We start from the raw sequence: 26852 nt of genomic DNA on the forward strand, positions 1-26852 counted from the left end.
CAGGCAGTTCCTTGAACTTGCCCTTGCCGCGGCCGCCCGCATGGATCTGAGACTTCACCACGTAAAGCGGACCAGGAAGCTCCTTCGCCCCCTTCACCGCTTCCTCCACCGTCAGCGCCGGGACGCCCTTCGACACGGGCAGGCCGAATTCCTTCAGAACCGCCTTTGCCTGGTATTCATGAATGTTCATGGCCAGTAGCTCCAGATTGGCTAAAGCGTTTTGGGATTTGATGAAATCGCCTCAGATCCCAAAAACGCGTTGTCATTCGAACGCGTTTTGCTCTGGGAATCAGGCGAGCGAGGGAGCGATGGTCTTGCACGCGTCGACCAGCGACTTCACCGCATTGACCGACTTCTCGAAGCCGGCACGCTCTTCCTTGTCTAGCTGGATCTCGACGATGCGCTCGACGCCGCCGGCACCGATGACCACGGGCACGCCGACATAGAGATCCTTGACGCCGTACTGGCCGGTGAGATGCGCGGCGCAGGGCAGCACGCGCTTCTTGTCCTTGAGATAGCTCTCGGCCATCACGATGGCGGAGGCGGCCGGGGCATAGAAGGCCGAGCCGGTCTTCAGCAGGTTGACGATCTCGGCGCCGCCGTCACGGGTGCGCTGCACGATCTCGGCAAGCCGTGCCTCGGTGATCCAGCCCATCTTGACGAGGTCGGGCAGCGGAATGCCGGCCACCGTGGAGTAGCGCACCGAGGGAACCATGGTGTCGCCATGGCCGCCGAGCACGAAGGCGGTGACGTCTTCCACCGAGACGTTGAACTCGTCGGCCAGGAAGTGGCGGAAGCGCGAGGAGTCGAGCACGCCGGCCATGCCGACGACCTTGTTGGCCGGCAGGCCGCAGGACTTCTGCAGCGCCCAGACCATGGCGTCGAGCGGGTTGGTGATGCAGATCACGAAGGCATCCGGGGCATATTTGGCGATGCCGGCGCCGACCTGCTCCATCACCTTGAGGTTGATGGTGAGGAGATCGTCACGGCTCATGCCGGGCTTGCGCGGCACGCCGGCGGTGACGATCACCACATCGGCGCCCTTGATGCCCTCGTAGCTCTGGGTGCCGGCAAGCTTCACGTCGAAGCCATCGACCGGGGCAGCCTCGGCAATGTCGAGGGCCTTGCCCTGCGGCACGCCTTCCATCACGTCGAAGAGCACGATATCGCCCAGTTCCTTCAGACCGGCCAGAAGAGCCAGCGTGCCACCGATCTGTCCCGCCCCGATAAGAGCGATCTTGCTACGTGCCATAACGTAATGTCCCTGAGATTGTAGCCAAAGGTGAGTTTCGTTCCCCACCTCCGTAGCCCCTTTGGAAGCGTGGTTCAAGCGACAGCCGATTCCAGGTTGAAATGCCCCCTTCTTCGCGACTGGGGGCTGTCGGCGCTCGAAAAATAATCCTTTCCAATCAATATGATGGCAGATATGGCTCCGCTTACGTCCCGGCAAGACCGAGCCTTAAAATCCATGTTACAAATTTCATATTTTGTAACATGTAACATGGTTCTGAAGATTTTTCTCTGAATTCCCCATCCTACCCGTCCAGGTAGGATGGCTGCGCTTCCAGGTGACGCTCCGGGCGAGGGCTTGCCCCCGGTCCCATCCCTTCATTGCCACGCAATATGCACGGCACCGTGACAGGCAGCGCTGGCCGGGCTACAAGGCGGCCACAAATTTGGAGAATCCGATGCGTCCTTCCCGCCGCGCTTTCGATGAGCTGCGCCCCGTTTCGATCGAGCGCAACGTCGCTCGCTATGCCGAAGGCTCCTGCCTGATCAAGTTCGGCGAAACCCATGTGCTGTGCACCGCCAGCCTGGAGGACAAGCCGCCGTCCTGGCTGCGAGGCACCGGCAAGGGCTGGGTCACGGCCGAATATGCCATGCTGCCGCGCGCCACGCATGAGCGCACGCGCCGCGAATCCTCTTCCGGCAAGCCGTCCGGCCGTACCCAGGAGATCCAGCGCCTGGTCGGCCGCTCGCTGCGCGCGGTGGTCGATCTGGTGCGTCTGGGCGAGAAGCAGATCACCATCGATTGCGACGTGCTGCAGGCCGATGGCGGCACCCGCACCGCCTCGATCACCGGCGGCTTCGTCGCGCTCCAGGAATGCGTGAAGTGGATGATGGAGCGCAAGATGCTCACCGTCAGCCCGATCAAGGACCATGTCGCTGCGATTTCCTGCGGCATCTCGAAGGGAACGGCGGTGCTCGACCTCGACTATGCCGAGGATTCGGAAGCGATGACCGACGCCAACTTCGTGATGACCGGCTCGGGCGGCCTGGTCGAGATCCAGGGCACGGCTGAAGGCGCCCCCTTCAGCCAGGAGCAGTTCCTGGACATGCTGGCATTGGCCCGCAAGGGCATCGGCGAGCTGGTCGAACTGCAGAAGCAGGCGGTGGCGTGATGGGTCGGCGCCTCACCGGCAAGCTGGTGCTCGCCACGCACAACAACGGCAAGCTCTCCGAGTTCAAGGCCCTGATGGCGCCCTATGGCGTGGATGTCGTCTCCGTCGGGCAGCTCGGCCTGCCGGTACCGGAGGAAACCGGCACTACCTTCGTCGAGAATGCCCGCATCAAGGCGCTTGCCGCCCTCGAAGCCACCGGCCTGCCGGCCATCGCCGACGATTCAGGGCTGTGCATCGAGGCCCTGGGCGGCGCGCCCGGCGTCTACACCGCCGACTGGTCCGGCCCGACCCGCGACTGGGACATCGCCATGCAGAGGGCGCAGGACGAACTCCTCGCTGCCGGAGCCACCGAGCCGGCCCAGCGGCGCGGCAGCTTCGTCTCCGTCCTGACCGTGGTCTGGCCCGACGGCCATTCCGAAACATTCGAGGGGCGGGCCGAGGGTACCCTGGTCTGGCCCACCCGCGGCGAACACGGGCACGGCTATGATCCGATGTTCCAGCCGGACGGCTCGGACAAGACCTTCGCCGAGATGACGGAAGCGCAGAAGAACACCATCTCCCACCGCGCGCGCTCCTTCCAGAAATTGGCTGAGGCCTGCCTGAAGGATTGACGGCCCGCCGCCCGGAATCACCCTTCCACGAATGCCCGCCGGAATGCCTCGAAGGCCGGCGACGCCTCGCCCCGGCGCCGGACGAGCAGGGTTTCGATCCGCCCGAGGGGATGGGTCTGGACTTCGCTCCCGCCCGGCAGGAGGTCGAGCACCGAACGCGGCATGACGCCGATGGCATTGCCGGTCGAGACCGCCGCCAGCATGGCATGATACGAGGCCAGCTCCTGCACGCGCAGCCTCCTGGCGCCGCGCGCCCAATGCTCGGCCACCGCCCGGTAGGTACAGCCCGGCTCCAGGGCGGCAAGGCTGTCGACCCTGAGGTCGGCAGCCTCGGCAATGGGCGGATGGCGGGGTGGCAGCACGATCAGCAGATCCTCGGTGAAGACGCGCTCGCCTTCGAGCCGCCCGACATCATAGCCGGTGTCGATCCCCTCGACGGACGGCTGGCCGATCAGGGCGCAATCGAGCTCATGCGCGAGCAGCTGGCGGATCAGCCCCTTCGTGCCGCCGGTGATCAGTTTCAGCGAAACGGCAGGCCAGGCGGCGTGAAATTTCGCCAGCACCGGCGGCAGGCGGCTCGCAGCCGTGCTCTCCATCGTCCCCACCCGGAAAGATCCCGCCGGCCCCGACGGCTTCAGCGCGCCGCGGGCTTCATCCGCCAGGGCGATCAGACGATTGGCATAGGTGAGGAAGACCTCGCCTTCCTGCGTCAGACGCATGCGCTTGCCCTCTCGGCTGAACAGCGCCGCGCCGAGTTCCTGTTCGAGTTGCTTGACCCTTGTGGTCACGTTGGACGGCACTCGCCCCAACCGGCTCGAAGCCCTGGTAACGCTCTGCTCGTCGGCAACGGCAAGGAAGATATCGAGGGAAGACAGATCCAATTTTATTCTCTTTTTAAGAAAGAAAAAACAATTATCATTTTCAAAAAGGAAATGATAGGCCTGTTTTCAGTTTAGTCCTTTGTGGCATTTCCGCCCCCGGTCGTGGGGACATTCGGAAACGCCGCATAGACCATACAAGGAGAACGGCGATGTGGCCCGATCGGCGCATTCAGGAGCTCTTCGGCATCGAGATCCCCCTCATCCAGGCGCCGATGGCAGGCCCCTGTCACTACGACATGGTGATCGAGGTCAGCGAAGCGGGCGGGCTCGGCTCGCTGCCCTGTGCCACGCTGACACCCGAACAGGTCCGCACCGAACTCGGCCTCATCCGCCAGCAGACCGCGAAGCCGTTCAGCGTCAATTTCTTCAGCCACACCTCGCCAACGCCCGACGCGGCCCGCGAAACCGGCTGGCGCAAGCGGCTCGAACCCTATTACCGCGAGGTGGGCATCGATCCCGCCGCGCCGATTCCAAGCTCGAACCGGGCTCCTTTCGACGACGAACTCTGCACCCTCGTCGAGGAGTTCAGACCCCCAATCGTCAGCTTTCATTTCGGGCTGCCCGAGAAATCCCTGCTCGACCGCGTAAGGGCGACGGGCGCCAAGATCCTGTCCTCCGCCACCACGGTCGACGAGGCGCGCTGGCTCGAGGATCGCGGCTGCGACGCCATCATCGCCCAGGGTTTCGAGGCGGGTGGCCATCGCGGCGTCTTCCTCACCGACGACATCGCCACCCAGATCGGTACCTTCGCCCTGGTGCCGCAAGTCGCGGATGCCGTGAAGGTGCCGGTGATCGCCGCCGGCGGCATCACCGACGCCCGCGGCATCGTGGCGGCCTTCGCGCTGGGAGCGGCGGCGGTGCAGATCGGCACCGCCTATATGTTCACGCCTCAGGCTCGTCTTCCTGCCCCGCATGCCGCCGCCCTGCGCAGTCCCGATGCCGACAAGACGGCTCTCACCAATCTGTTCACGGGGCGGCCGGCCCGCGGCATCGTCAACCGCCTGATGCGCGAAGTCGGCCCGATATCGGACCTCGCCCCCGCCTTCCCGCTCGCCGGCGGCGCCCTGGCACCGCTGCGCGCCAAGACCGAACCGCAGGGCTCGGGCGATTTCATGTCGCTCTGGTCCGGCCAGGCCGCGCGTCTTGCCCAGGACGGCTATTCGGCGGGCGAATTGACGAAGCTTCTGGCGGCGGAAGCGCTGGCCAAGCTGGGGAGGTGATGGGGGTCGATCTGAAGATCGACCCTCCGGTTCCGCGCCGAACCGGCGAGACCGATGCTTGCGGATATATTGTTCTCTTCCTACTCAGCGGCAATCGCCATGGCCGGCGTCAGCCAGAGATCGAGGAAGCGGTGCAGCCATTGCTGCATGCCGGGATCATATTGGCAACGGTTGGAGAATTGCTGCGCCCGATCCTGCGCGCCGGGCAATTTGCAGCTTTCCTCGCTGCCCGTGGTCCAGCGGTTCATCATCAGATAAGTAACTTCGGGATGAAACTGCAGGCCATAGGCGGCGCGCCCGCAGGTGAAAGCCTGGTTGGCGAAGGTCGAGCCGGTGGCAAGCAGCCGGGTGCCACGGACATGCTCGGAGCCTTCATTGTGCCAATGATAGACATGGCTCGGCCAGGACATCAGGGAACGGCCTTCCGCCGTCGGCTCGATCGGCCAATAGCCGATCTCGACCGTGCCGGCCTCATGGCGCGAGACACGGCCGCCGAGATGGCGCGTCAGCATCTGGGCCCCGAGGCAGACGCCGAGAAAGGGCTTGTCCTCGTTGAGAGGCACGCCGATCCAGTCGATCTCGCGGCGGATCCAGGCGTCCCCGTCATTCACGCTCATCGGGCCGCCGAAAATGATGGCGCCGGCATGGTCGCGCATGGTTTCCGGCAGGGGATCGTCGAAGCGGGGGCGCCTGATATCGAGTTCGTAGCCGCGTTCGATCAGGAAGCGCCCGATCCGCCCGGGCGAAGAATGTTCCTGATGCAGAACGATGAGGATCTTTCCCGTCACGATTCGGCCTGTGAAACGATTTCGTAACCATGATGTTACGGAAGTCTTAGCGAAAAGTTAAGCATTCGCGGTGCCGGAAGGCACATTACCCGCACTACTGGTGCCATTTTGCAGCACCTTGCGTGAAGCGGCCGTGAGCAGGTTGAATTCCGCCACCGGCACGCCGTGGTCGCTGGCGGTGCGGATATTGCGGGTCATGTCGGTCATATGCGTGTCGACGACGTGGTCGTTATAGACCTGCAGATAGCGGAAATCGCCGATCCGGTGCGGATTGCGGCTATGGAATTCCTGGCTGAACAGGATGTGGTCCAGCACCTGATAATCGCCGAAATGGATATGGGTATAGAGCGTGGTGCCCTTGATGTGCATGGCCTGCTGGTCGGAGGCGGCATAGAGATGCAGGTCCCACAGGCGGCGGTTCTTGCGCTGCCAGTCGCCGGGATCGGCCATCAGCGGCTTCAGCGTCTCGGGCAGAGGCTGCTCGCCCCGGATGAGCTCGGTGGTCACGCTGGTCAGCTCGTCGTTGAGATCGCCCAGCACCATCACCGGGCGGGGTTCGGTACCCCGTCCCGCCATCTCCCGCGACAGCATCACCCTGAGCGCCGCGGCCTCGGCGCCCCGCTGCAGCAGCGCCCTGACCACGGCGAGCGCACGCACGGCGGGGTCGCGCCGGTCCTCGTCCTCCAGCACCACGGGCCGGCGCGACTTGAGATGCACCACATAGACGGTCAGCGGCACGCTGTCGGGCAGCAGCACCTCGGCCCTGAGGACCGGGCGCTCGAAGAAGCCGATGCCGACCGGCACGGCCTGCTGGCGGCCGTTTTCGTCGCGCCTGACCGCAAAGCCCTGGCCGAGGCCGGGCGGAAAAGCTGCGATGGATTCGACCTTGAGCACGGGAAGCCGGCTCGCCAGCCCGACCCGCGGCGCGTTCAACGCCCCGTCCGGCGTCTTGGGGCCGTCATCATCCGCCAGCGGCGCATTGACGGTCGCTCCTCGCAGGCGCGGCGCCTTCCAGACCGCCTCGCGCAGGGCTTCCTCGTGGAACACTTCCTGAAAGCCGGCGAGATCGACCTGACCGCGTTCGAGCAGCCCGCCGATGAAGGCGGTCTTGGCGTCATACTCCTCGGGCGAATAGGGCGGCTGCTCATGGAAGCGCACGCCGGGCCTCGCCAGCAGCTGGGTGTTGAAGGTGGCGACGCGCAGGACGGAGGAGGACATCGGGATACCCTTGCGAGAGCCGCAATCTCGCAAGGGTTGGGATTCGTGGCAATCCCCGGTAAGGAGCCGGTTTGCGAACACCACGACCACACCAAGCGAAATGCGACGAGCCTCCTCCACCAAGCTGGGGGAGGCTCGTCGCGCTTTGCTCCGCTAAGGTAGTCGCCGCCCCCTCATTCCGCCGGCGCCAGCTCCCGCCGGTTGCGGATGGGCCGTCCCGGCGACAGGGCCTGGGCCGCGTGCAGGATGGCATTGGCGTCGAGGCCGTGGTGGCGATAGAGATCCCCAATGCTGCCGGTCTGGCCGAAATGCTCCACGCCGAGCGAGGTTACACGCTGGCCGCGCACGCTGCCGAGCCAGGCCAGGGTGGCCGGGTGGCCGTCCAGCACGGTGACAAGGCCGCAATCGCGCGAGAGTGGCGCGAGCAGGCGCTCGATATGGCTCCTGGCCCCGGCATTGCCGCGCTGGCGGGCCCGTTCGGCCGCCGTCCAGCCGGCATTGAGCCGGTCGGCCGAGGTGATGACCAGCAGGCCGGCATCGCGGCGGTCCTCGCCCATCAGGCCGATGGCCTCGATCGCCTCGGGCACCACGGCCCCCATGGCCGCCACCACGATCTCGGCGTTCGGCCCCGGCGGACGCAGCCAATAGGCGCCATTGACGATATCGGCGGCCAGGGCCCGCGACATCGTCCGCTGCGGCTGGTCGATGGTGCGGGTCGACAGGCGCAGATAGACCGAGCCGCCTGTCTCGTCGCGCAGCCAGGTGGTCTCGTCAGGGTCACCCTCCCCGTCCCGCTGCATATAGTCGAAGGCAAAGCGCATGATCACCGCGAGCTCGTCGACGAAGGCGGGCTCGAAGGCGGCGAGGCCGTCCTGGGCCAGGCCGATCAGCGGCGTGGCGATCGACTGATGCGCCCCGCCCTCCGGCGCCAGGGTGATGCCCGAGGGCGTCGCCACCACCATGAAGCGGGCATCCTGGTAACAGGCATAGTTGAGCGCATCGAGGCCACGCTGGATGAAGGGATCGTAGAGCGTGCCGATCGGCAGGAGCCGCTCGCCATTGATGGAATGGGACAGGCCCAGCGCCGAGAGCAGGATGAAGAGATTCATCTCGGCGATGCCGAGCTCGATATGCTGCCCCTTGGGCGAGAAGTCCCACGCGAAGGTCGAGGGGATCTTCTCCTTCCTGAAGGTGTCGGCCAGTTCCTCGCGGGCGAACAGGCCGCGCCGGTTGACCCAGCCGCCGAGATTGGTGGAGACGGTGACGTCGGGCGCCGTGGTGACGATGCGCTCGGCGACGGCCAGGTCCGTCCCCGCGAGATCGTTGAGGATGATGCCGAAGCCCTGCTGGGTCGACATCGAGGCCGAGGCCCGGTAGGGCAGCGCGGCCGGCACCTCGACCTTGGCCGCGGCCAGGCGGCGCCTGCCCTTCTGCACGAAGGGCACCTGGTCGAGTGCCGACTGCATCGCCTCCGGCGTCAGGTCGAGCCCCTCGAACTTGTCCCATTCATGCCCGGGGCGGATGGCCATGGCCTGCTGCCAGGCCTCCATCTGGGCCGGCGTCATCAGGCCGGCATGGTTGTCCTTGTGGCCCTGAAACGGCAGGCCGAAGCCCTTCACCGTATAGGCGATGAAGCAGGTCGGCTTGTCATGGCGGGCCGCCGCCTCGAAGGCGTCGACGAGGCTCGGCATGTCATGGCCGGCGAGATTGGTCATCAGCGCCGCGAGTTCGGCGTCGGAGCGTCTCTCGATCAGCCTGCTGACCTCGCCCTGGTCGCCGATGGCATCGGTAAGGTGGCGGCGCCAGACTTTGCCTCCCTCGGCCGAGCCGCCCTGATAGCATAGCGCCGCATAGAGCTGGTTGGGGCAGTTGTCGATCCAGTGCCGCAGCGCCTCGCCGCCCGGCTCGGCGAAGGCCGCCTCGAGCAGGCGGCCATATTTGAGAATGACCACCTCCCAGCCGAAATTGCGGAAGATGGATTCGAAGCGCTGCCACAGGCCCTCGCGCACCACCGCATCGAGCGACTGGCGGTTGTAGTCGACGATCCACCAGACATTGCGCACGCCCTGCTTCCAGCCCTCCAGCAAGGCTTCGAAGATGTTGCCCTCGTCCATCTCGGCATCGCCGACGAGCGAGATCATCCGCCCTTCCGGCCACTCGCCCCAGCCCTTGGCCTTCACATAGTCCTGTACCAGGGCCGAGAACAGCGTCTGGGCCACGCCGAGGCCGACGGAGCCGGTGGAAAAATCGACGTCGTCGATATCCTTGGTGCGGGAGGGATAGCTCTGGGCACCCTTGAAGCCGCGGAAATTCTGCAGCTTTTCGAGGCTCTGCAGGCCGAAGAGATAGTTGAGCGCATGAAAGACCGGCGAGGCATGCGGTTTCACCGCGACGCGGTCCTGCGGCCTGAGCACCGCGCCATAGAGCGCCGTCATGATCGTCGCCAGCGAGGCCGAGGAGGCCTGATGGCCGCCGATCTTGAGACCATCCTCCTTGGCCCTCAGGTGGTTGGCATTGTGGATCATCCAGGACGACAGCCACAGGGCCTTGCGTTCGAGAGCGGCGAGAAAGGGGAGACGAGGGTCGGCCATGACAGGGGTTCCAGCTGAACTGTCTCGTTATATCAAAAGCCGAGAAGCGATTTTGGTTGATCTTATCAGATCCTGAGCATTATCTTAGCGATAATCACTCGGATTGAGAAACATTTAGCTTAATATGGTCTCAATTCCAGCTCACGCCTGCGACCCCAGGGGAAGGCCCATGCCGCTCGACATGATCGACAACAAGATCCTGCGCCTGCTGCAGGAGGACGGCCGCATGACGGTGCAGGCCCTGGCCGAGCAGGTCGGCCTGTCGCATTCGCCCTGCCTGCGCCGCGTGCGGCAGCTGGAGGAGAGCGGCGTCATCCGCGGCTATGTCGCCGTGGTCGAGCAGAAGCAGGTCGGGCTGCCGGTCAGCGTGTTCATCTCGATCAAGCTGGAGCGCCAGCGCGAGGAGGACCTCGACCGGTTCGCCGCCGCCATCGCCCCCTGGCCGGAAGTGCTGGAATGCTATCTGATGACCGGCACGCGCGACTATCTGCTGCGCGCGGTCTGCGCCGACCTCGCCGCCTATGAGCGCTTTCTCAAGGAAAAGCTCACCCGCCTCGACGGCATCGCCTCGATCGAATCGAGCTTCGCCCTGGCGCAGGTGAAATATACGAATGTGCTGCCGATCAGGTGAGGCTTGGGGCGTGGACATCATAGCGACATGCTCGCATGTCGCTATGTCGCCTCTTCCTCTCCTGAAAGCACAGCGTTTTCCAAGGGCGGATAGGATGTCCGCGCTCCGCTACCTCTTCGCCGCCAGCGCCGAGACGCCAACCAGCAGCCAGGCCAGCATCGAACCGGTACCGCCGATCGGCGCGGCCATCGGGAACAGGCGCTGGCCGGTCATGGCGTTCAGCACCACATCGGCCGAGAACAGGGCCACGGCCGCCGCCAGCAGGAAGGCGGCGGGACGGGCCAGGCTTGCATGGAGCAAGCCGGCGCGAACGGCCGCGACGATGGCGATCAGGGCCGGCGCGTGGGCGAGCACCATGATGGCGGCATAATCGATGCTGGGCCATTTGCCATGCGCGGCCAGCGCCATCAGGCCGATGCCGGCCGCGCCGAACAGGCAGCCCAGTACGGTGAGGAGCCGGTCGGCCATCACAGCGTCAGGCCGCCGCGTTCGGCCAGGATTTGGGCGATGGTCGCGCGTAATTCGTCCATGCCGGTGCCGTTGCGGCTGGAGGTGACGATCAGTTCCGGGAAGGCGGCCGGCCGGCGCGAGATTTTTTCCCGGGTCTCGGCGATACGGCGTTCCAGCTCGGGCTTCTTCACTTCGTCCGCCTTGGTCAGCACGATCTGATAGACCACGGCCGACAGGTCCAGCGTCTTCAGCACGGCATCGTCGGTGGTCTTCAGGCCGTGGCGGGCATCGATCAGCACGAAGACCCGCGCCAGGTTCACCCGACCGCGCAGATAATCGTGGATCAGCCGGGTCCAGGCCTTCACCTTGGCATCGCTGACCTTGGCATAGCCATAGCCGGGCATGTCCACCAGGGTCAGCGGCGCGTTCGAGGAAAAGAAGATCAGTTCCTGCGTTCGCCCGGGCGTATGCGAGGTGCGGGCCAGGGCGTTGCGATTGGTCAGCGCATTGATCAGGCTCGACTTGCCGACATTGGAACGCCCGGCGAGGGCGATCTCGACTCCGTCGGGCGGCGGCAAGGCCTCCAGCGTATTGGCGGCGTGGCGAAAATCCCACGTCGAGGCAAAGAGTTTCCTGCCCGCCGCCGTATAGTCCGGGCCCTCCGACATCAGCTCGATGCCGAGGGCGCCTTGCGCCCGAACATGGCCCTGAGGTTATCCCACAATTCGACCTTCACGCCGTTCTTCTTCATGATGAAGACCTGCTGCAGGATCGAGAGCGTGTTGTTCCAGCAATAATAGATCACCAGGCCGGCCGGGAAGGCTGCGAGCATGTAGGTGAAGATGATCGGCATCCAGCGGAACATGGCGGCCTGGGTCGGATCCGGCGGCGCCGGGTTGAGCTGCATCTGGATGAACATGGTGATGCCCATCACCACCACCCAGAAGCCGACCATCAGGAAGGAGGGCGGCGTCCACGGGATCAGGCCGAACAGGTTGAACAGAGTGGTCGGATCGGGTGCCGACAGGTCGTGGATCCAGCCATAGAACGGCGCCTGGCGCATTTCGATGGTGACGAACAGCACCTTGTAGAGCGCGAAGAACACCGGGATCTGCAGCAGCATCGGCAGGCAGCCCGACAGCGGATTGATCTTGTGCTCCTTGTAGAGCGCCATCATCGCCTGCTGCTGCTTCATGCGGTCGTCAGGGAACTCGTCCTTGATCTTCTGCATTTCGGGCTGGAACTTCTTCATGCGCGACATCGACTCGTAGGAGCGATTGGCGAGCGGGAAGAAGAACAGCTTGAGGATGACGGTGGTGCCGAGGATGGCGAGGCCGAAATTGCCGAGGAGATGGAAGAGGATCTCGATCAGGCGGAACAGCGGCTTGGTGATGAACCACAGATAGCCCCAGTCGATGAGGTAGGACAGATAATCCGACTTCAGCTTCTCATCGTAATAGGACAGCGTGGCGACTTCCTTGGCGCCGGCGAACAGATCGGTACTCACTTCGGCCTTGGCGCCGGGCTCGATGGTCTGCACCGGCCGGTCGAGCTGCGCGGCATAAGCCGGCTTGCCGCTGCGATCGTCCATCGCGAAGCTGCCGGTGAAGGTCGCCGTCGGGTCGGGCACCAGGGCGTTGGCCCAATATTTGTCGGTAAAGCCCAGCCAGCCGGTGGCGTTGGGATGCTCGACCGGCTTGCCGGCCTCCAGCTTGGAGTAGCCGGTTTCCACCAGCGCCCCGCTGAAGCGGCCGATCAGGCCCTCATGCAGCACCATGTTGCCGCCGACGGTCGGCGTACCCTGGCGCAGGATATAGGCATAGGGCGCGATCTGGACGGCTGCCGATGTCTTGTTCTCGACGCTGTCCTTGATGGTGAACAGGAAGCCGCCGACCGGCTTGGCGGCATTGGCCTGCTTGTCCTTGGGCAGGTTCTGGCGCGGCAGGTCGAGCGCGTCGGCGGGCAGGAGATCGCCGGTCGTAGGCACCAGCCAGCCGGTTTGAGCCCGGTCGCCGTCGATCGAAATGGTGCGATGGAAGACCAGGCCCTCGCCATTGTCCCATTCGAGCTCGACCGGAGAGGTCGCCGACAGCGGCTTGGTGGATTTGACCGTCCACACCGTGTTGCTGTCGGGCAGCTTCATCTTGGCGCCCGGCTGGGCCTTCCAGCCGAAGGCGGCGAAATAGGGGCCGTGATTTTCGAGAATATCGTGGTGGTTCGCTGCCTGGATCGGCGTGCCGCGCGGCGAGAACAATTTGACGTTGGGCGAATTGGGATCGAGCGTCTCGCGATAGCCGCGCAGAGCGAGATCGTCGATGAGGCCGCCGGTGAGATTGATCGAGCCGATCAGGCGCTGGGCGTCGATCTGAACGCGCTGGCCGCTCGCCGCCACCGCTTCCTCGCGGCTGGAGAACTGCTTCTGGCCACCAGCGCCGCCGGGAATGCCGGGCGTCGGAGTGGCGGCCGGCTGCTGTTGTTGCGCCTGCTGGGCCTGCTGGACCTGTTGCTGCAGCCGCGCCTCTTCCTGCTGGCGCCTTTGCATGGGCTGGCCGATGAAATATTCCCACACGACGACGACGAGCAGCGTCAGGACGACCGCCAGAACGACGTTCTTGGTGTCAACATTCTTCATCGCACAGCCTCATCGGCCGAACGGCGTGGCTTGCGGGCGCCTTGGCGCTCGCCATGCACACGGCCGAACGCCGTTACCATTTCATCAACGATCGTCGCAAAAGATGTATCGAGGGCGGAGCGCCGCCCGAGCACGACATAATCATAGCCCTCGCGCGCGTGAAGCGCGCCAGACAGCCGCACCGCCTCGCGCAAGCGCCGACGGATCCGGTTGCGCTCGACGGCGCAACCTTCCTTCTTGGTCACGGTAAAGCCGACGCGCGGCTCAAGATCCTCAGGCGTCGACGGCGCAGCCTCGATTGCGCCAGCGCTTGCGCGGCGGCGTGCCTGCAGGGATAGCGTTGCAGCATGTGCCCTGCGGCCTTCGCGGACGAAAAGGAAGTCCCGACGCTTGAGCAGACGCTGCATCGATGAGGGCTCGGAGGCTCTTGAGCACAGTGCTCGCGCGCAATGATACGCAATCATTGCGCCAACCCGGCCAGGTCAGGCCGACAGGCGCTTGCGGCCGTGGGCGCGGCGAGCAGCCAGAACCTTGCGGCCACCCTTGGTGGCCAGACGGGCCCGGAAGCCGTGGCGGCGCTTGCGAACAAGCTTGGACGGTTGATAAGTACGTTTCACGGGTCGTTCTCCGCGGTCGCGGCCGGATGCCGATCGAGTTGACTGGAAAAGCGCTCCCCCGAACACCAAAAACGCGCCCCGGCCTTCGCCCTGGGTGCGTCCGGGCCCGATGGGGCGACGCCAAATTCGCCGGTGCTTATGGGGGATGGCGTCCGGGAAGTCAATCGGGACTCGCATGAACTCACGCAGATTGCGACGATCGGGTGACGGAGCCGCAGATCGCAGCGAGTCCCGGGTGAAGATACCCTCCAACGGATCGGCCGGGATTCGCAAAACCGGCTCCTGAAGCAGGGTACCGTCATCGAGCGATCCGGCTGACGGACAATGACGAGGAGATCGACGCCGCCGCGACTTCCATCAACGGCCCGATCCTGCGTACGGAATTCGTGCGCGGGCGTTACGGGCTCCGATCAGGGGCTACACGGTCGTCACCGCAAAGCAACCCAGCTTGCGGCATCGGCATAGCTGAGTTTCGCCCTCAATCAATCGGGCAGCCCCCTCCCACCCGAATGTTATATTTGGTTAACATTCTTGAATTTTCACGTCTGATTTTCTGCAATTTTGGAACTTAGTATTTGAACAAGTGTTTAATCATTCGAGGTTATCGACATGACCTTTTTAGACCTGTGGCATCGTATTTTGGATCATCTTCCGCGTCGCGCCGAGTCGCGCTCCATCGACAAGGAGGCTGCCCCGCCGGATATCCGCATCGTCTCGCTGCCGCCGTCGCCGGCAACCGACGCCCTCGCCGAAGCGCTTAGGGAGGTCCATAGTCAGGACGACAAATCCTGATCGGGCTGGTTCGGCTTGCGCGTGGCCGGCGATCGGCTTGGAGATCGGCCGGAGGGCCCACATTATCCCTCGTTCTCTTCATGCCAAGCTAAGATAAGAGAGCATTCACTGATCAAAAATCGGGATGCAATGTCGGTGGATCATCCCAGCGCGGCGACGGCGAATGCCGGGGCCGCGCCGTAATCGAGGAGATCAACATGCGCATCCTGGTCATCGGCGCCTCAGGAACCATCGGCCGGCCGCTCTGCGAAGAGCTCGGCAAGCGTCACGAGGTGATTGCCGCCGGCCGCCGAGGCCCTGATGCGGTGGTCGACATCCGCTCGGCAGAGAGTATCCGGGCTCTCTATGAGGCGGTCGGCCCGGTCGATGCCTGCATCTGCGTCGCCGAGTCGGGCGCCCTGGACAGGTTCGAGACCCTGACCGAGGACGAGCTTCTCGAAAATATGCGCGGCAAGTTCTTTGGCCAGATCAATCTGGTCCTGATCGGGCAGAGTTTTCTCAAGGATCGCGGCTCCTTCACTCTGACCAGCGGCATCTTTGCCGACGAGGCCTGGCCCGGCGTCACCGGCGGCGCGGTGATCAGCGGCGGCTTGCACAGCTTCGTGCTGTCGGCGGCGATCGAGCTCAAGCGCGGCCTGCGCATCAATGCGGTGAGCCCAACCATCGTCGCCGATTCGGTCGAGGCCTATGCCCATCTCTTTCCCGGCATGGAGCCGGTTGAGATGGACCGCCTGATCGGCACCTATGTGAACTGCGTGGAAGGCAGCGAGACCGGCCGGATCCACAGACTGTACCGCCCGGCGGGCTCCGCCGATACCGGGTTCCCGCTTGGCTGAATCCAGGATGGTGGGCAACAGCGCCCCTCCCCGAGGCGCGGTGACAGCAGGGATCCACAGAGGGGGCGGCTATGACAGCGCGGCTCCGGCGGTATCCTCACCGGCGGTATAGGATCGCCCCCTGCCAATTGCGGATCTCGAAGATCAGCTTCGACTGCGGCGCATAGTCGACCTCTCCGGTACGCGCGTCCTGCGCTGCCCTTGCGGTCGCTTCATCGATCCTAAACTCGCCTTCCGGCAGCTTCAGCCACCAGGTCACGTCGACATCGTCGAGGCTTCCTTCGTCACCGAGCGTGACCTCGAATCCCCCGATGCTGAGGGCGTTCGAGCTGGACCTGTCATCGTCGGACGGCGACCGCCGCACATGTCGCCGAATCACGAGATCCCCCGAATAACGCAGGAAGTTTCCGGCGCCGAGGTCCTTCCCGGCCTTGATGCGAAGCCAGACATAGGGAGAGATCGAGGCGGCGGCGAGGATCACGCCCGTCAGGGCGCGATTGGTTCCGGAGGCCATGACGGTCGGCCACAGACCGAGAAACGAAATCAGCAACAGGCAGATGACGAAAGCGATTGCGCAGATAGGACTGGAAGCGGCAGGGGACTGCGCCTCGCGCAGTTGCGACCGCATGCTCGCCGTCAGGGGTAGCGCCGTGGTCTGTCCGCGCAGCGGTTCCGGTGCGGGCGGCTCGCCGTAGCGATGCGAAGGATCGTAGGGGTTGAAGGTCATCTCGGAACCTTTGGGCCTGCACCGGCCCGTTGGATATATCCCGCGTTACACGAGCTTGACCATGGATCTCCGGTCCTCGGACTCGTCCGGCATCCTTGATCGGCGGGATGCGACCATTCCTTCAAGTGCCCCTGGGTTTGGCCCGCGTGGTCGGCAGAGCCGCCGCCGGATCCTCCGGCCAGGGATGGCGGGGATAGCGCCCTTTCATCTCGGTCCGGACAGCGGCATAGGAGCCCTTCCAGAAGCCCGGCAGGTCCTTGGTCACCTGCACGGGCCGATGTGCCGGCGAAAGCAGGTTGATGGTGAGGGGCACGCGGCCGCCGGCGATGCTGGGATGGCTGGCAAGGCCGAACAATTCCTGCACGCGCACCGAAATGGCCGGCCCGCCCTCCGCCTCGTAGTCGATGGCGAGATGCGAGCCTGTCGGTGCCTCGAAAAAGGCCGGCGCCTCGATGTCGAGCCGCCTGCACTCGTGCCAGGGCAGCAGGCCCGCAAGGCCATTCTCCAGATGCTCGGGGGTGATGCCCGAAAGCCCCCGCACCCCTTCGATGACAGGAGCGAGCCAGGTTTCGGCCGTTTCGGTCAGAGCCTGGTCGGAGAGGTCGGGCCAATCCGGCGAGCCACTGGCCCTGAGGAAGGCGACGCGGTCGCGCAACTGGCGCTGGGCCTTGCTCCAGGGCAGGCGGCCGATGCCGCTCTGGGCAAGACCGCGGGCAAGCATGACGGCAGCCTCGGCATCCAGGGCCAGCGGTGCCGTGGTCTCCTGCAGCACCAGCCGGCGATAGCGCCTGACAGCGCGCGCCTTGAGGCTGGCGCTGGCCGCGTCATAGCCGACGCTCACGCTTTCGCTGACGCCCGGCAAGGCCGCGATTTCCTCGGCGGCGATCGGCGCTGCCAGGAGGATGCGGCTCGCACCGGCACTGCCGGCGATCTCGGCCACGGCGAGCGTCGGCTCGCGGGCCAGGCGGTCATGCGGTTCCAGGCGGGCGGCCCGCCCGTTCTCCATGGTGAAGCTGCCGGGCTGCCCCCGCGCCACGGCGACACGGTCCGGATAGGCCAGGGCAAGGACCGCTCCAGCCCGGGCCGGATCGCCCGCACCGCCCAGGTCCCCACGGCTTTTACCGCCTCCGGCTTCCTTGCCGGCCGCTCTGGCCCAATTCGTGGCCAGCCGGCGCATATCCAGCGCGCGGCCACCGCGGTCGCGCCGGAAGCGCTCGATGCGCTCGACGAGGTCGGTGCCGTCGCCACCGAGGCCGCGCTCCGAGAGGACGGCCGCGATCTCGGCAGCCAGCAGGGCTTCCCCCGCCGGCGCGGCGGCCACGATCATGCGCGCCAGCCGCGGCGGCAGCGCCAGGCTGGAGAGATGGCGCCCCGTTTCCGTGAGCCGGCCATCGCCATCCAGCGCCTCGATCGCCGTCAGCAGCGTCCTCGCTTCCTTGAGCGCGGGCGCGGGCGGCGGATCGAGCCAGGCGAGTGCCAGGGGATCGCCGACGCCCCAGGCGGCGCAATCGAGCAACAACGGGCTGAGATCGGCGGCCAGTATCTCGGGCTTGGCGAAAGCCTCGAAGGCGCCGGTGGCCGCCTCCTCCCACAGCCGGTAGCAGGCGCCGGGCTCAGTGCGCCCGGCGCGGCCGCGCCGCTGCTCGGCGCTCGCCCGCGATACCCTGACGGTTTCGAGCCGCGTCAGGCCGAGATCGGGCTCGTAGCGCGGTACCCGGGCGAGACCGGAATCGATGACCACCCGCACGTCCTGGATGGTGAGGCTGGTTTCGGCGATCGAGGTTGATAGCACCACCTTGCGGCGCCCCGGCGACGCGGGCGCCACGGCACGGTCCTGGTCGCCAGCGTCCATGACGCCGAACAAGGGGGCGATGTCGACGCCTTCCCCGAGGTTGCGCTCCGCCAGCAGCCGGGCCGTGCGGATGATCTCGCCCTGGCCGGGCAGGAACACCAGGATCGAACCCGCTTCCGCCCGCAGGGCCCGCATCACCGCGTCGGCGACAGCCTCTTCCAGCCGCTGGCGCGGATCGCGGCCGAGATAATGCGTCGTCACCGGAAAAGCGCGGCCGGCGCTCTCGATCACCGGTGCATCGCCCAGAAGCGCGGCGACGCGCGCGCCGTCGATGGTGGCCGACATCGGCAGGATGCGCAGGTCCTCGCGCAGCCCCGCCTGGGCGTCGAGCGCGAAGGCAAGCCCCTGATCGGCATCGAGCGAGCGTTCGTGGAACTCGTCGAACAGCACGGCCGCCACGCCATCGAGCGAGGGATCGTCGAGAATCATGCGGGCGAACACGCCCTCGGTGACCACCTCGATACGGGTCCTGGCCGAAATGCGCGATTCGAGGCGCACACGCAGGCCCACAGTGGCGCCGACCGGCTCGCCCAGCGTGGCGGCCATGCGGGCGGCCGCGGCGCGGGCGGCGAGGCGGCGCGGTTCCAGCACGATGATCTTGCCCCCCTTTGTCCAGGCCTCGTCGATGAGGGCCAGCGGCACGCGCGTGGTCTTGCCGGCGCCGGGCGGGGCGACGAGAACGGCATTGGAACGAGCCTGCAGGGCCTGCCTGAGGGTGGGCAGGGCATCGTCGATGGGCAGGGGCTGGTCGAACACGCGCATCGCGCCGCTGTGACGCATCGAACCGGTAAGTGCAATGAATTCCTGGGATCGCCGGCTTCCAGCCGGCTCCTTCCTGTCCAGCAGGCGCATCGGCTCCAGGAGCCGGCTGGAAGCCGGCGGGCCCAGGAATAGAAAGTCGATTTTAACCATAGTGTGACTTTTTCGTCATCGACGCCCAGGCCGCCATCCGCCATAGCTAGCGCTCGACGATTGAGGACGAGGCGATGGAACGGCGCGCCTATGAAGCTCCGCTCGACCCCGCACTCGCGGTATCGGGCCTCCTGACCCGGCTGGGCTTGTTCCTGCTGGTGATCTTTGCGCCGTTTTTCGCCATGTTCTCGCGCCACGCCGTGGCGATCATCGTGCCGATCGCCACCGCCCTGCTGATCCTGGCGGCGGCGCTCGACAATCGCCTGCCGACGGCGCTGCGCCGCCTGCGGGGCGCGCTGACCTCTCCCCGCACCCTGGCGCTGCTCGCCTTGCTCCTCTGGGCCGCCGTCAGCATCTGGTGGACTCCCCGGCCCGGCTCGGCGGCAGGCCGGCTCCCGGGCATATTGGTTATCGTGCTGTTGTTCGCCGTCACGATTTCCTGCCTGAAGCCGCGGGTGCGCTTCAGCGACGCCAATCTCATCCCGATCGGCGTCGGCATTGCCAGCGTGACCCTGATCCTCGAATATCTGCCGGGCTCGCCCCTGCGGGGCCTCGGCGAGACGGGCACGGAGGACGCCGAGAGCACGCGCGCCGCCATGCTTCTGGCTTTGCTGGTCTGGCCGGCCGTGGGCGCGGTGCTGGCGCGCGGCCGCAGCTGGCAGGCCCTGCTGCTCTGCCTGGTGATGATCCTGGCGCTCTGGCTGGTGCATGATCTGGTGATCTTCACCGCCTTCATCGCCGGCATCGTGGTGATGACCCTGGCCCTGTGGCGCCGGCGGGCCGCTGCTTTGGCCGTCGCCATCTCGGCCCTCGTCCTGCTGGTGCTCGCACCGCTGGCGGGCTGGATGATGGCGCGCTGGGGCGGCTTCCTGCTGCCGGCCGAGGGCGATCACCTGGTCGCGCTCTGGCGCGACGTGACCTATGCCCTGCCCAACCACCTGTTAGCCGGCTTCGGATATGATTCGAGTTCCTCGCTGACCCGCGGGGTCGGCGGCCAGCTCCTGTCCTCGCCCCACAATGCCGCGCTGCAGATCTGGCTCGAGCTCGGCCTCGTCGGCGTGGCGCTGGCGGCGCTCGCCCTCTGGCTGACGCTGATGGGCATGGACCGCGACGACGATCGTTCGGCCCCGGCCGCCCTCGCCGTCTCGGCCTCGGCTTTGGTGATGATGTTCGCGGGCCCGGCCGCCTGGCAGCCCTGGTGGCTGATGGCGCTGGGCCTCACCAGCGTCTCGCTGGCCTTCCTCGCCCGGCTGGGCGCGCGCCGGCGCGACTGAGGGCGGCAGTGGTTCACCCCTCATCCGGCTGCCGCCACCTTCTCCCGCAAGGGGAGAAGGGACTTACGGCTTGGTTTTGGCTTGCAAGAAAAGGCGCGGATCAGCCTTCTCCCCTTGTGGGAGAAGGTGGCGCGTAGCGCCGGATGAGGGGTGGAAACGCGCCCCCCCATCATTTCCGCCGCGCCACACCCTTCAGATTGGCGAGCGCGGCCGCGAGGGTCTCGTCGCGCTTGGCGAAGCAGAACCGCACCACCGTCGTCACCGCATCCTGTGCGTAGAAGGCCGAGACGGGGATGGCGGCGACCTTGTGCTCGGCGACCAGGCGCTTGCAGAAGCTGACATCGTCCTCTTCGATGCCGCTGGCCTTGAGGTCGATATTTAGGAAGTAGCTCGCCTCGCTCGGCAGGGTGGCGAAGCCGAGCCCGGCCAGTCCCGCCGCGAACCTGTCGCGAGAGCGCTGCAGGTCCGCCCGCATGCCGGTGAAATAGGCGTCTTCCTTGCCCAGGCCATAGGCCACGGCCGCCTGCAGATTGGGCGGCGTGGTGAAGGTGAAGAACTGATGCGCCTTGGCGATCACCTTCAGGATCGGCGCGGCCGCCATGACGAAGCCGACCTTCCAGCCGGTGAGCGAGAAGATCTTGCCGGCCGAACCGATCTTCACCGTGCGCTCGCGCATGCCTGGAAAGCCGATCAGCGGCCGGTGCGTGCGGCCGTCGAAGACGACATGCTCCCAGACCTCGTCGCAAACGGCGATGGCGTTGTAATGCACGCAATATTCCGCCAGCAGGGCCTGGTCTTCGTCCGAGAAAGCGACGGCGGCCGGATTGAGCGGGTTGTTGAACAGCACCACCTTGGTGCGCGCGGAAAAGGCGGCGTCGAGCGCCTCCCGGGTCAGACGCCAATGCGGCGGCTGCAGGGTGACGAAGCGCGGCACCCCGCCTGCCCGCCTCACCAGCGGCAGATAGGCATCGTACATCGGCTGGAACAGCACCACCTCGTCGCCCGGCTCGATCAGCGCCATCAGCGCATCGGCGATCGCTTCCGTTGCACCGGACGTGACCATCACCTCGCTGTCGGGATCGACAACCACGTCCTGGAAGCGGGCATAGTGCTCGGCAATGGCGCGGCGCAGTTCGGGCAGGCCGAGCATGGGCGGATACTGGTTCCAGCCCGTCATCACGGCTTCAGCCGCCTTCTCGCGCACATCGAGCGGGCCGGCATCGTCAGGAAAGCCCTGGCCGAGATTGACGGCGTCATGCTCACGGGCCAGCCGCGACATGGTCTCGAAAATGGTGGTGGAAAGGCCGGCGAAGATGCTGTTCATCCAAAATCGATAGACGAGTTGGGCGGTGGGATAAAGGGGCATCGGATTTCCCCCAAGGCCGCGAACTCAAGTTAATAGCGGATGACTTTTGGCGCTGGGCGAGCAGCCGTTCCAGGTGCACGGGCATCCGCAATGCGCTGTTCGGAACACGCATTGACCTGGATTCGGAAACCTGGATGTCCCCGCCCTTTGCCTTTTGCCCGCGACCTCCTAGATAGAGGGCATGTTCAGTGAGGTTCCCATGACGTTCAACCCTTCCGCCGGCCCCGACAGCGGCCCCCGCTCCCCCTTCCACGCCACCACCATCCTGATGGTCCGCAAGGGCGGCCGCGTGGTGATCGGCGGCGACGGGCAGGTCAGCCTCGGCCAGACCGTGATCAAGGGCAATGCCCGCAAGGTCCGCCGGCTCGGCAAGGGCGACGTCATCGCCGGCTTCGCCGGGGCCACGGCCGACGCCTTCACCTTGTTCGAGCGGCTGGAAGCCAAGCTCGAGCAATACCCCACCCAGTTGACGCGGGCCTGCGTCGAGCTCGCCAAGGACTGGCGGACCGACCGCTATCTGCGCCGGCTGGAAGCAATGATGCTGGTGGCGGACAAATCGGCCGGGCTGGTGCTCACCGGGACCGGCGACGTGCTGGAGCCTGAGAACGGCGTGATGGCGATCGGCTCGGGCGGCAATTACGCCCTGGCCGCCGCCAGGGCGCTGGTCGACACCGACTATGATGCCGAGACGATCGTCAAGAAGGCGATGAACATCGCAGCGGATATCTGTGTCTATACCAACCATAATCTGGTGATCGAGAGCATCGATCTCTGATAAGAGGGCGAGACTCACCACAGGCAGAAAGCCGCCCGCGCATGCTCTCCTTCCGGATCAGCCTTCCCGTCGTCTTCGCCGCCGTCGCCCTCGCGGGCTGCGCGGCGGAGAAGCAACCTGAATTTCCCACCACCAATCCCCTCGAAAAGGCCTGCCAGGCCGAGGGCGTGAAGGCGGGCGCGGCCATGACGGACTGCATGCGGCGCAAGGCCTCCCAGGGCATTGCCGGCGACACCTGCAGCCGCAGGGGCATCCGACCCGGCTCGCCGCAGCGCGAACGCTGCGTCAAGCTAGAAGCCGAATACAGCCAGGCGAGTTCGGAATGCCAGGCCCAGGGCCTGGGCACGTTCGGCCCCGAGGAAGTCGCCAAGTTCAAGGCCTGCATCAGCGGCAAGGTGCCGGAAGCGGCCGCCTACAAATTCGCCCAGGACAGATAGCGGAGATTCCCGGTCCTGAACCGGAGGCGGCATGAAGGGCAGGTTCGATCTCAGCGCCTATGACAACGGCACGCAACTGCTGATGCATCTGGTTGTGCTGCTGGCCTGCCTCGTCGCCAGCGCGCTGGTCTGCTTCGGCCTCGTCGCGGTGAGCGCGCCCTTCGTGCTGCTGCAATGGATCGGCTTTTTCACCCTCGCCAAATTCGTCTATTTCGTCGTCGCCTATGTGCTGTTCGGCGGCTCCTTCATCGATCCGCTCGAACAGATGTACGAGGATCGCCGCAACCGGCGCTGATAGCAGCGGCGGCTATGATCGACCGGTCCGGGCAATCGCGCCCGTCCTCCCGGCAGGGTCAAACCCTCGCCCCGGGTACCCTACTCCTTCACCGCCCCCGTCATCGACGACACGTAATAGTCGACGAAGAAGGAATAGAGGATCACCACCGGCAGGGAGCCGAACAGCGCCCCGGCCATCAGGGACCCCCATTCGAAGATGTCCCCGCGCACCAGTTCGGTCAGCACGCCCACCGGCACGGTCTTGTTCTCGGACGACTGGATGAAGGTCAGCGCGTAGATGAACTCGTTCCACGACAGGGTGAAGGCGAAGATGCCGGCCGAAATCAGTCCCGGCACCGCCAAGGGCAGGATGACCCGCACCAGGATCTGCCAGCGCGAGGCGCCGTCCACCAGGGCGCTCTCCTCCAGCTCATAGGGAATCGAGCGGAAATAGCCCATCAGCAGCCAAGTGCAGAACGGGATCAGGAAGGTCGGGTAGGTGAAGATCAGGGCAAGCTTGGAATCGTAGATGCCGAGCTTGAAGACGATGAAGGCGAGCGGGATGAACAGGATCGAGGGCGGCACCAGATAGGCCAGGAAGATCAGGAGGCCGACGATCCTCGATCCCCTGAAGCGGATGCGCTCGATCGCATAGGCGGCGAGAACGGAGGCGAACAGCGCCAGTGCCGTCGCGCCGACCGAGACATAGATCGTGTTGAGCAGCCAGCCCGGATAGGATGTCTCGAACAGCAGGTAGCGGATATGTTCGAGCGTGGGGCCCACCACCCAGAACGGGCTGTGATTGGCGTAATCGGTCAACTGATCGTTGGGCTTCACCGTGGTGATCGCCATCCAGTAGAACGGGAACAGCAGCACGATGACGAAGACCAGCAGCGGCAGGTAGACGGTCACCACCCGCCGCGGCAGGCTGGAGAGATAGCCCATGCCCTCGACATGGTCGGCGAGCGGCGCGGTGGCCTGGTTCGAGCTCATCGTCATGCCTCCGCTATTCCTGTCCGCCCTGCTGCCAGCGCCGGCGCTGCAGGCCGAAGAAGCTGAACAGGATCGCCGCCAGCAGGAAGGGCACCATGGCAACCGCGATGGCCGCGCCTTCGCCGAGCTGGCCGCCGGGAATGCCGCGCTGGAAGGACAAAGTCGCCATCAGATGGGTGGCGTTCACCGGGCCGCCCTTGGTCAGCACATAGATGAGCTGGAAATCGGTGAAGGTGAACAGCACCGAGAAGGTCATCACCACCGCGATGATCGGCGTCAGCAGCGGCAGGGTGACATGGCGGAAGCGCTGCCAGCTGGTGGCGCCGTCGAGCGAGGCCGCCTCCTGCAGCGAGGGCGAAATGGTCTGCAGGCCGGCCAGCAGCGAGATGGCGACAAAGGGAATGCCGCGCCAGACATTGGCGACGATCACCGAGATGCGGGCATTGAGAGGATCGCCGAGGAAGTTGATCGGCTGCTGAATCAGGCCGAGCTGCATCAGCGACCAGGAAATGATCGAGAACTGCGAATCATAGATCCACCAGAAAGCCAGCGCCGACAGCACGGTGGGCACGACCCAGGGCAGCAGCACGATCGCCCGGAACAGCGACTTGAAGGGCAGATGCTGGTTGAGCAGCAGAGCCAGCCAGAGGCCGAGGCCGAATTTCAGGATCGAGGCGACCACCGTGTAGACGACGGTGTTGAACACCGACAGCCAGAACACCGAATCGGCCCAGAGGAACTCGTAATTCTCCAGTCCGATGAAAATGCCCTCGCGCCCGATCTTGGTGTCGGTGAAGCCGAGCCAGACCCCCAGGCCCAGCGGGTAGGCCAGCAGGCAGATCAGGAACACCGCCGCCGGCAGCATGAAGAGCGTGCCGAGCGCGCCCCTGCTCTGCGCCAGCCTGGCGAAGGCGGAAGGTCGCGGCCGTGGTCTCGATGTCGCGATGCTCATGAGGTGCCTTGGTGGGAGGGAAGGAGAAAGGAGGGAGTTTCACCCCTCATCCCCCTGCCGGGACCTTCTCCCGCAGGGGGAGAAGGGGATTGCTTTGGATGCGCCGAGCTCTAGTGAAGGTTGCTCAGTCGGCCTAACCCTCGGGATCTAGTTCCTTCTCCCCTTGCGGGTGTCGCCAACTCCTTTGGAGTTGGCTAGAGGTCCCGGCAGGGGGATGAGGGGTGTAGGCCCGACAGAGCACTAGAAGGAGGCCTCACACCCGGTAGTAGCGATTGGCGCGCTTCTCGGCCTGGGCCGCCGCATCCTCCGGCGACATCTGGCCGGTCACCGCGACCGCATACATGTCGACCAGCACATAATCGGCCATCACGCCGGCGGAGGCGTAGCCGAGGGGGCCCGCATAGCCGTTGGGCCGCAGCGTTTCCGAAGCATGCGAATAGGGCTCATGGATCGGGTCGGCCTTCCAGACCGGATTGGCGGCAAAGGCTTTGAGCGGCTGGCAGCAATAGGCGCTCGATCCGCTGATCCAGGCGTTCATCTGAGGTTCCTCATACATGAACTTCAGATAGGCCTTGGCCGCCTCGGGATATTTGGAATGCTTGAACAGCAGGGCCGAGGTGGTCTGGTGCAGCTCGACCTTCTGCCCGACCGGGCCGACCGGGAAGTTGACCGTGCGGATATCGGCAGCCAGGTCCTTGAGCTTGGCGTCCTTCTTGGCGGCGTAATAGAGCGAGACGCCGTTGGCCGTCAGCGACACCTGCCCGGCGAGGAAGGCCCGGTTGTTGTTGATGTCGAGCCAGCTCTCGGTGCCGGGGATGAAGGTCTCGTAGAGCGACTTGGCATATTTGATCGAGGCGATGGTCTCGGGCGAGTTGATGGTGACCTTGCCGCTCTCGTCGACCATCTTGCCGCCATGGCTCCACAAGAGCCAGTGGGCATAATTGTTGCCATCGCCGACCGCCTTGCCATGGGGGAATCCGGCGGGCGTCCCCTTGGCCTTGAGCGCCTTGCACAATTCGAGGAAGCCGGCGGTATCCTTGGGAAACTCATTGAAGCCGGCCGCCTTCACATGGCTGTCGCGGTAGCAGATGGCATTGCCGATCGCCGCCAGCGGCAGGGCGATGAATTTGCCTTCGCGCGTAGCATAGCCCTTCAGGCCGTCATACCAGCCGCCATATTTGCCGCCGAGATAGGTGCCGAGGTCGGTGAGGTCGGCCAGCTTGTCGGGATATTGATGGGCATCGTCGAACCAGCACAGCACGATATCAGGCCCCGAGCCGACATTGGCGGCCACGGCCGCCTTCGGACGGATGTCCTCCCAGCTCTCCTTGTCGACACGGACCTGCACGCCGGTCGCCTCGGTGAATTTCTTGGTATTGGCGAGCCAGGCATCCTCGTCGCCCTGCACGAAGGGGGTCCAGCGCAGCACGCGCAGGCTCGCTCCCTCTTCGGGCTTGTAGGCAGGCTCGGCGCCCTGTGCGAAAGCCGGTCCGATGCCGAACCGGCCCAAACCGGCGGCCGCGGCGAGACCTGCGGAAGCAGTGAGCAGATCACGTCTGTTGATCGTCATCGAAGTCCTCCCTGGCAATGGCAATTTATCGTTATGGGCAGTTCGGCGG

The 26852-nt window shown here is 65.4% G+C and carries 27 protein-coding genes and 1 pseudogene; 11 read left to right on the plus strand and 17 right to left on the minus strand.

Annotated elements, in window-relative coordinates:
* Positions 1-190 (minus strand): ATP-grasp domain-containing protein (locus C5L14_RS28555; RefSeq protein ID WP_342588441.1); only part of this gene is annotated, 190 nt, incomplete at its 3' end.
* A gap of 99 nt (positions 191-289) precedes the next feature.
* A complete protein-coding gene (gene mdh, locus C5L14_RS28560; RefSeq protein WP_105865461.1) occupies positions 290-1252 on the minus strand; it encodes a malate dehydrogenase in 963 nt (320 codons plus the stop codon).
* A gap of 436 nt (positions 1253-1688) precedes the next feature.
* Here mdh and rph point away from each other — a divergent pair, with 436 nt between their 5' ends.
* Together rph and rdgB are read left to right on the plus strand one after the other, a co-directional pair.
* On the plus strand, positions 1689-2402 hold the full coding sequence (gene rph / locus C5L14_RS28565; RefSeq protein WP_105865462.1) for a ribonuclease PH: 714 nt from the start codon (positions 1689-1691) through the stop codon (positions 2400-2402).
* On the plus strand, positions 2402-3013 hold the full coding sequence (gene rdgB / locus C5L14_RS28570; protein WP_105865463.1) for an RdgB/HAM1 family non-canonical purine NTP pyrophosphatase: 612 nt from the start codon (positions 2402-2404) through the stop codon (positions 3011-3013). The genes rph and rdgB overlap by 1 nt, the downstream gene beginning before the upstream one ends.
* 17 nt (positions 3014-3030) lie before the next feature.
* Here the strand turns inward: rdgB and C5L14_RS28575 are convergent, their stop codons facing one another.
* Positions 3031-3894 carry a LysR substrate-binding domain-containing protein gene (locus tag C5L14_RS28575; RefSeq protein ID WP_105865464.1) on the minus strand — a complete coding sequence of 288 codons (864 nt, stop codon included), beginning with the start codon at positions 3892-3894 and terminating at the stop codon, positions 3031-3033.
* Between the two features lie 149 nt (positions 3895-4043).
* Here C5L14_RS28575 and C5L14_RS28580 point away from each other — a divergent pair, with 149 nt between their 5' ends.
* Positions 4044-5114, plus strand: coding sequence for an NAD(P)H-dependent flavin oxidoreductase (locus C5L14_RS28580; RefSeq protein WP_105865465.1), 1071 nt, complete (start codon positions 4044-4046; stop codon positions 5112-5114).
* A gap of 80 nt (positions 5115-5194) precedes the next feature.
* Here C5L14_RS28580 and C5L14_RS28585 read toward each other — a convergent pair whose 3' ends face one another.
* From C5L14_RS28585 to C5L14_RS28595, 3 genes are all read right to left on the minus strand, one after another.
* A complete protein-coding gene (locus C5L14_RS28585) occupies positions 5195-5902 on the minus strand; it encodes a glutamine amidotransferase (protein WP_245443637.1) in 708 nt (235 codons plus the stop codon).
* A gap of 57 nt (positions 5903-5959) precedes the next feature.
* Positions 5960-7120 carry an endonuclease/exonuclease/phosphatase family protein gene (locus C5L14_RS28590; RefSeq protein WP_105865467.1) on the minus strand — a complete coding sequence of 387 codons (1161 nt, stop codon included), beginning with the start codon at positions 7118-7120 and terminating at the stop codon, positions 5960-5962.
* Positions 7121-7293: 173 nt separating this feature from the next.
* On the minus strand, positions 7294-9711 hold the full coding sequence (locus C5L14_RS28595) for a transketolase (RefSeq protein WP_105865468.1): 2418 nt from the start codon (positions 9709-9711) through the stop codon (positions 7294-7296).
* Positions 9712-9880: 169 nt separating this feature from the next.
* On the opposite strand from C5L14_RS28595, the gene C5L14_RS28600 reads away from it, so the two are divergent.
* Positions 9881-10342 carry an Lrp/AsnC family transcriptional regulator gene (locus C5L14_RS28600; RefSeq protein ID WP_105865469.1) on the plus strand — a complete coding sequence of 154 codons (462 nt, stop codon included), beginning with the start codon at positions 9881-9883 and terminating at the stop codon, positions 10340-10342.
* A 108-nt stretch (positions 10343-10450) separates the two neighbouring features.
* Here C5L14_RS28600 and C5L14_RS28605 read toward each other — a convergent pair whose 3' ends face one another.
* The 5 genes from C5L14_RS28605 to rpmH all read right to left on the minus strand — a co-directional run bounded on the left by C5L14_RS28605 (position 10451) and on the right by rpmH (position 14041).
* Positions 10451-10810, minus strand: coding sequence for a DUF423 domain-containing protein (locus C5L14_RS28605; RefSeq protein ID WP_105865470.1), 360 nt, complete (start codon positions 10808-10810; stop codon positions 10451-10453).
* Positions 10810-11460, minus strand: coding sequence for a ribosome biogenesis GTP-binding protein YihA/YsxC (yihA, locus tag C5L14_RS28610; RefSeq protein WP_105865471.1), 651 nt, complete (start codon positions 11458-11460; stop codon positions 10810-10812). Before yihA ends, C5L14_RS28605 begins: the two co-directional genes overlap by 1 nt.
* On the minus strand, positions 11460-13424 hold the full coding sequence (gene yidC / locus C5L14_RS28615; protein WP_105865472.1) for a membrane protein insertase YidC: 1965 nt from the start codon (positions 13422-13424) through the stop codon (positions 11460-11462). The genes yihA and yidC overlap by 1 nt, the downstream gene beginning before the upstream one ends.
* Positions 13421-13831 carry a ribonuclease P protein component gene (gene rnpA, locus C5L14_RS28620; protein WP_105865473.1) on the minus strand — a complete coding sequence of 137 codons (411 nt, stop codon included), beginning with the start codon at positions 13829-13831 and terminating at the stop codon, positions 13421-13423. Before rnpA ends, yidC begins: the two co-directional genes overlap by 4 nt.
* Before the next feature lie 75 nt (positions 13832-13906).
* Positions 13907-14041: a 50S ribosomal protein L34 gene (gene rpmH / locus C5L14_RS28625; RefSeq protein ID WP_105865474.1), complete on the minus strand. Its 135-nt coding sequence runs from the start codon at positions 14039-14041 to the stop codon at positions 13907-13909.
* A 282-nt stretch (positions 14042-14323) separates the two neighbouring features.
* On the opposite strand from rpmH, the pseudogene C5L14_RS30790 reads away from it, so the two are divergent.
* The 3 genes and pseudogenes from C5L14_RS30790 to C5L14_RS28635 form a co-directional block, all read left to right on the plus strand.
* Positions 14324-14439: pseudogene (locus C5L14_RS30790) on the plus strand (PhnA domain-containing protein); the annotation flags it as partial.
* Positions 14440-14650: 211 nt separating this feature from the next.
* A complete protein-coding gene (locus tag C5L14_RS28630) occupies positions 14651-14833 on the plus strand; it encodes a hypothetical protein (RefSeq protein ID WP_105865475.1) in 183 nt (60 codons plus the stop codon).
* Between the two features lie 197 nt (positions 14834-15030).
* Positions 15031-15669 (plus strand): short chain dehydrogenase, encoded by a 639-nt coding sequence (locus C5L14_RS28635; RefSeq protein WP_105865476.1) that lies wholly within the window; start codon positions 15031-15033, stop codon positions 15667-15669.
* 97 nt (positions 15670-15766) lie between these two features.
* Here the strand turns inward: C5L14_RS28635 and C5L14_RS28640 are convergent, their stop codons facing one another.
* Entirely contained in the window at positions 15767-16396 is a 630-nt protein-coding gene (locus C5L14_RS28640) for a hypothetical protein (protein WP_105865477.1), read from the minus strand.
* A 121-nt stretch (positions 16397-16517) separates the two neighbouring features.
* On the minus strand, positions 16518-19010 hold the full coding sequence (gene hrpB, locus C5L14_RS28645; protein ID WP_105865555.1) for an ATP-dependent helicase HrpB: 2493 nt from the start codon (positions 19008-19010) through the stop codon (positions 16518-16520).
* A 224-nt stretch (positions 19011-19234) separates the two neighbouring features.
* Here hrpB and C5L14_RS28650 point away from each other — a divergent pair, with 224 nt between their 5' ends.
* Complete coding sequence (locus C5L14_RS28650) at positions 19235-20434, plus strand: hypothetical protein (protein WP_105865478.1); 1200 nt, start codon at positions 19235-19237, stop codon at positions 20432-20434.
* Positions 20435-20603: 169 nt separating this feature from the next.
* Here the strand turns inward: C5L14_RS28650 and C5L14_RS28655 are convergent, their stop codons facing one another.
* Entirely contained in the window at positions 20604-21758 is a 1155-nt protein-coding gene (locus C5L14_RS28655) for an aminotransferase (protein WP_105865556.1), read from the minus strand.
* Between the two features lie 241 nt (positions 21759-21999).
* Here C5L14_RS28655 and hslV point away from each other — a divergent pair, with 241 nt between their 5' ends.
* From hslV to C5L14_RS28670, 3 genes are read left to right on the plus strand one after another with little or no spacing between them, the layout of a single operon-like run.
* Complete coding sequence (hslV, locus tag C5L14_RS28660) at positions 22000-22575, plus strand: ATP-dependent protease subunit HslV (protein WP_105865479.1); 576 nt, start codon at positions 22000-22002, stop codon at positions 22573-22575.
* A gap of 41 nt (positions 22576-22616) precedes the next feature.
* Positions 22617-23012 (plus strand): hypothetical protein, encoded by a 396-nt coding sequence (locus C5L14_RS28665; RefSeq protein WP_105865480.1) that lies wholly within the window; start codon positions 22617-22619, stop codon positions 23010-23012.
* 31 nt (positions 23013-23043) lie between these two features.
* Positions 23044-23307 carry a hypothetical protein gene (locus tag C5L14_RS28670; protein ID WP_105865481.1) on the plus strand — a complete coding sequence of 88 codons (264 nt, stop codon included), beginning with the start codon at positions 23044-23046 and terminating at the stop codon, positions 23305-23307.
* 80 nt (positions 23308-23387) lie between these two features.
* Here C5L14_RS28670 and C5L14_RS28675 read toward each other — a convergent pair whose 3' ends face one another.
* From C5L14_RS28675 to C5L14_RS28685, 3 genes are all read right to left on the minus strand, one after another.
* Positions 23388-24287 carry a carbohydrate ABC transporter permease gene (locus C5L14_RS28675; RefSeq protein WP_105865482.1) on the minus strand — a complete coding sequence of 300 codons (900 nt, stop codon included), beginning with the start codon at positions 24285-24287 and terminating at the stop codon, positions 23388-23390.
* A gap of 7 nt (positions 24288-24294) precedes the next feature.
* Positions 24295-25233: a carbohydrate ABC transporter permease gene (locus C5L14_RS28680; protein ID WP_105865483.1), complete on the minus strand. Its 939-nt coding sequence runs from the start codon at positions 25231-25233 to the stop codon at positions 24295-24297.
* A gap of 253 nt (positions 25234-25486) precedes the next feature.
* Complete coding sequence (locus tag C5L14_RS28685) at positions 25487-26803, minus strand: ABC transporter substrate-binding protein (protein ID WP_105865484.1); 1317 nt, start codon at positions 26801-26803, stop codon at positions 25487-25489.
* Positions 26804-26852: the final 49 nt, after the last annotated feature.

Source organism: Labrys okinawensis (assembly GCF_002982075.1).
Classification (GTDB): domain Bacteria; phylum Pseudomonadota; class Alphaproteobacteria; order Rhizobiales; family Labraceae; genus Labrys; species Labrys okinawensis_A.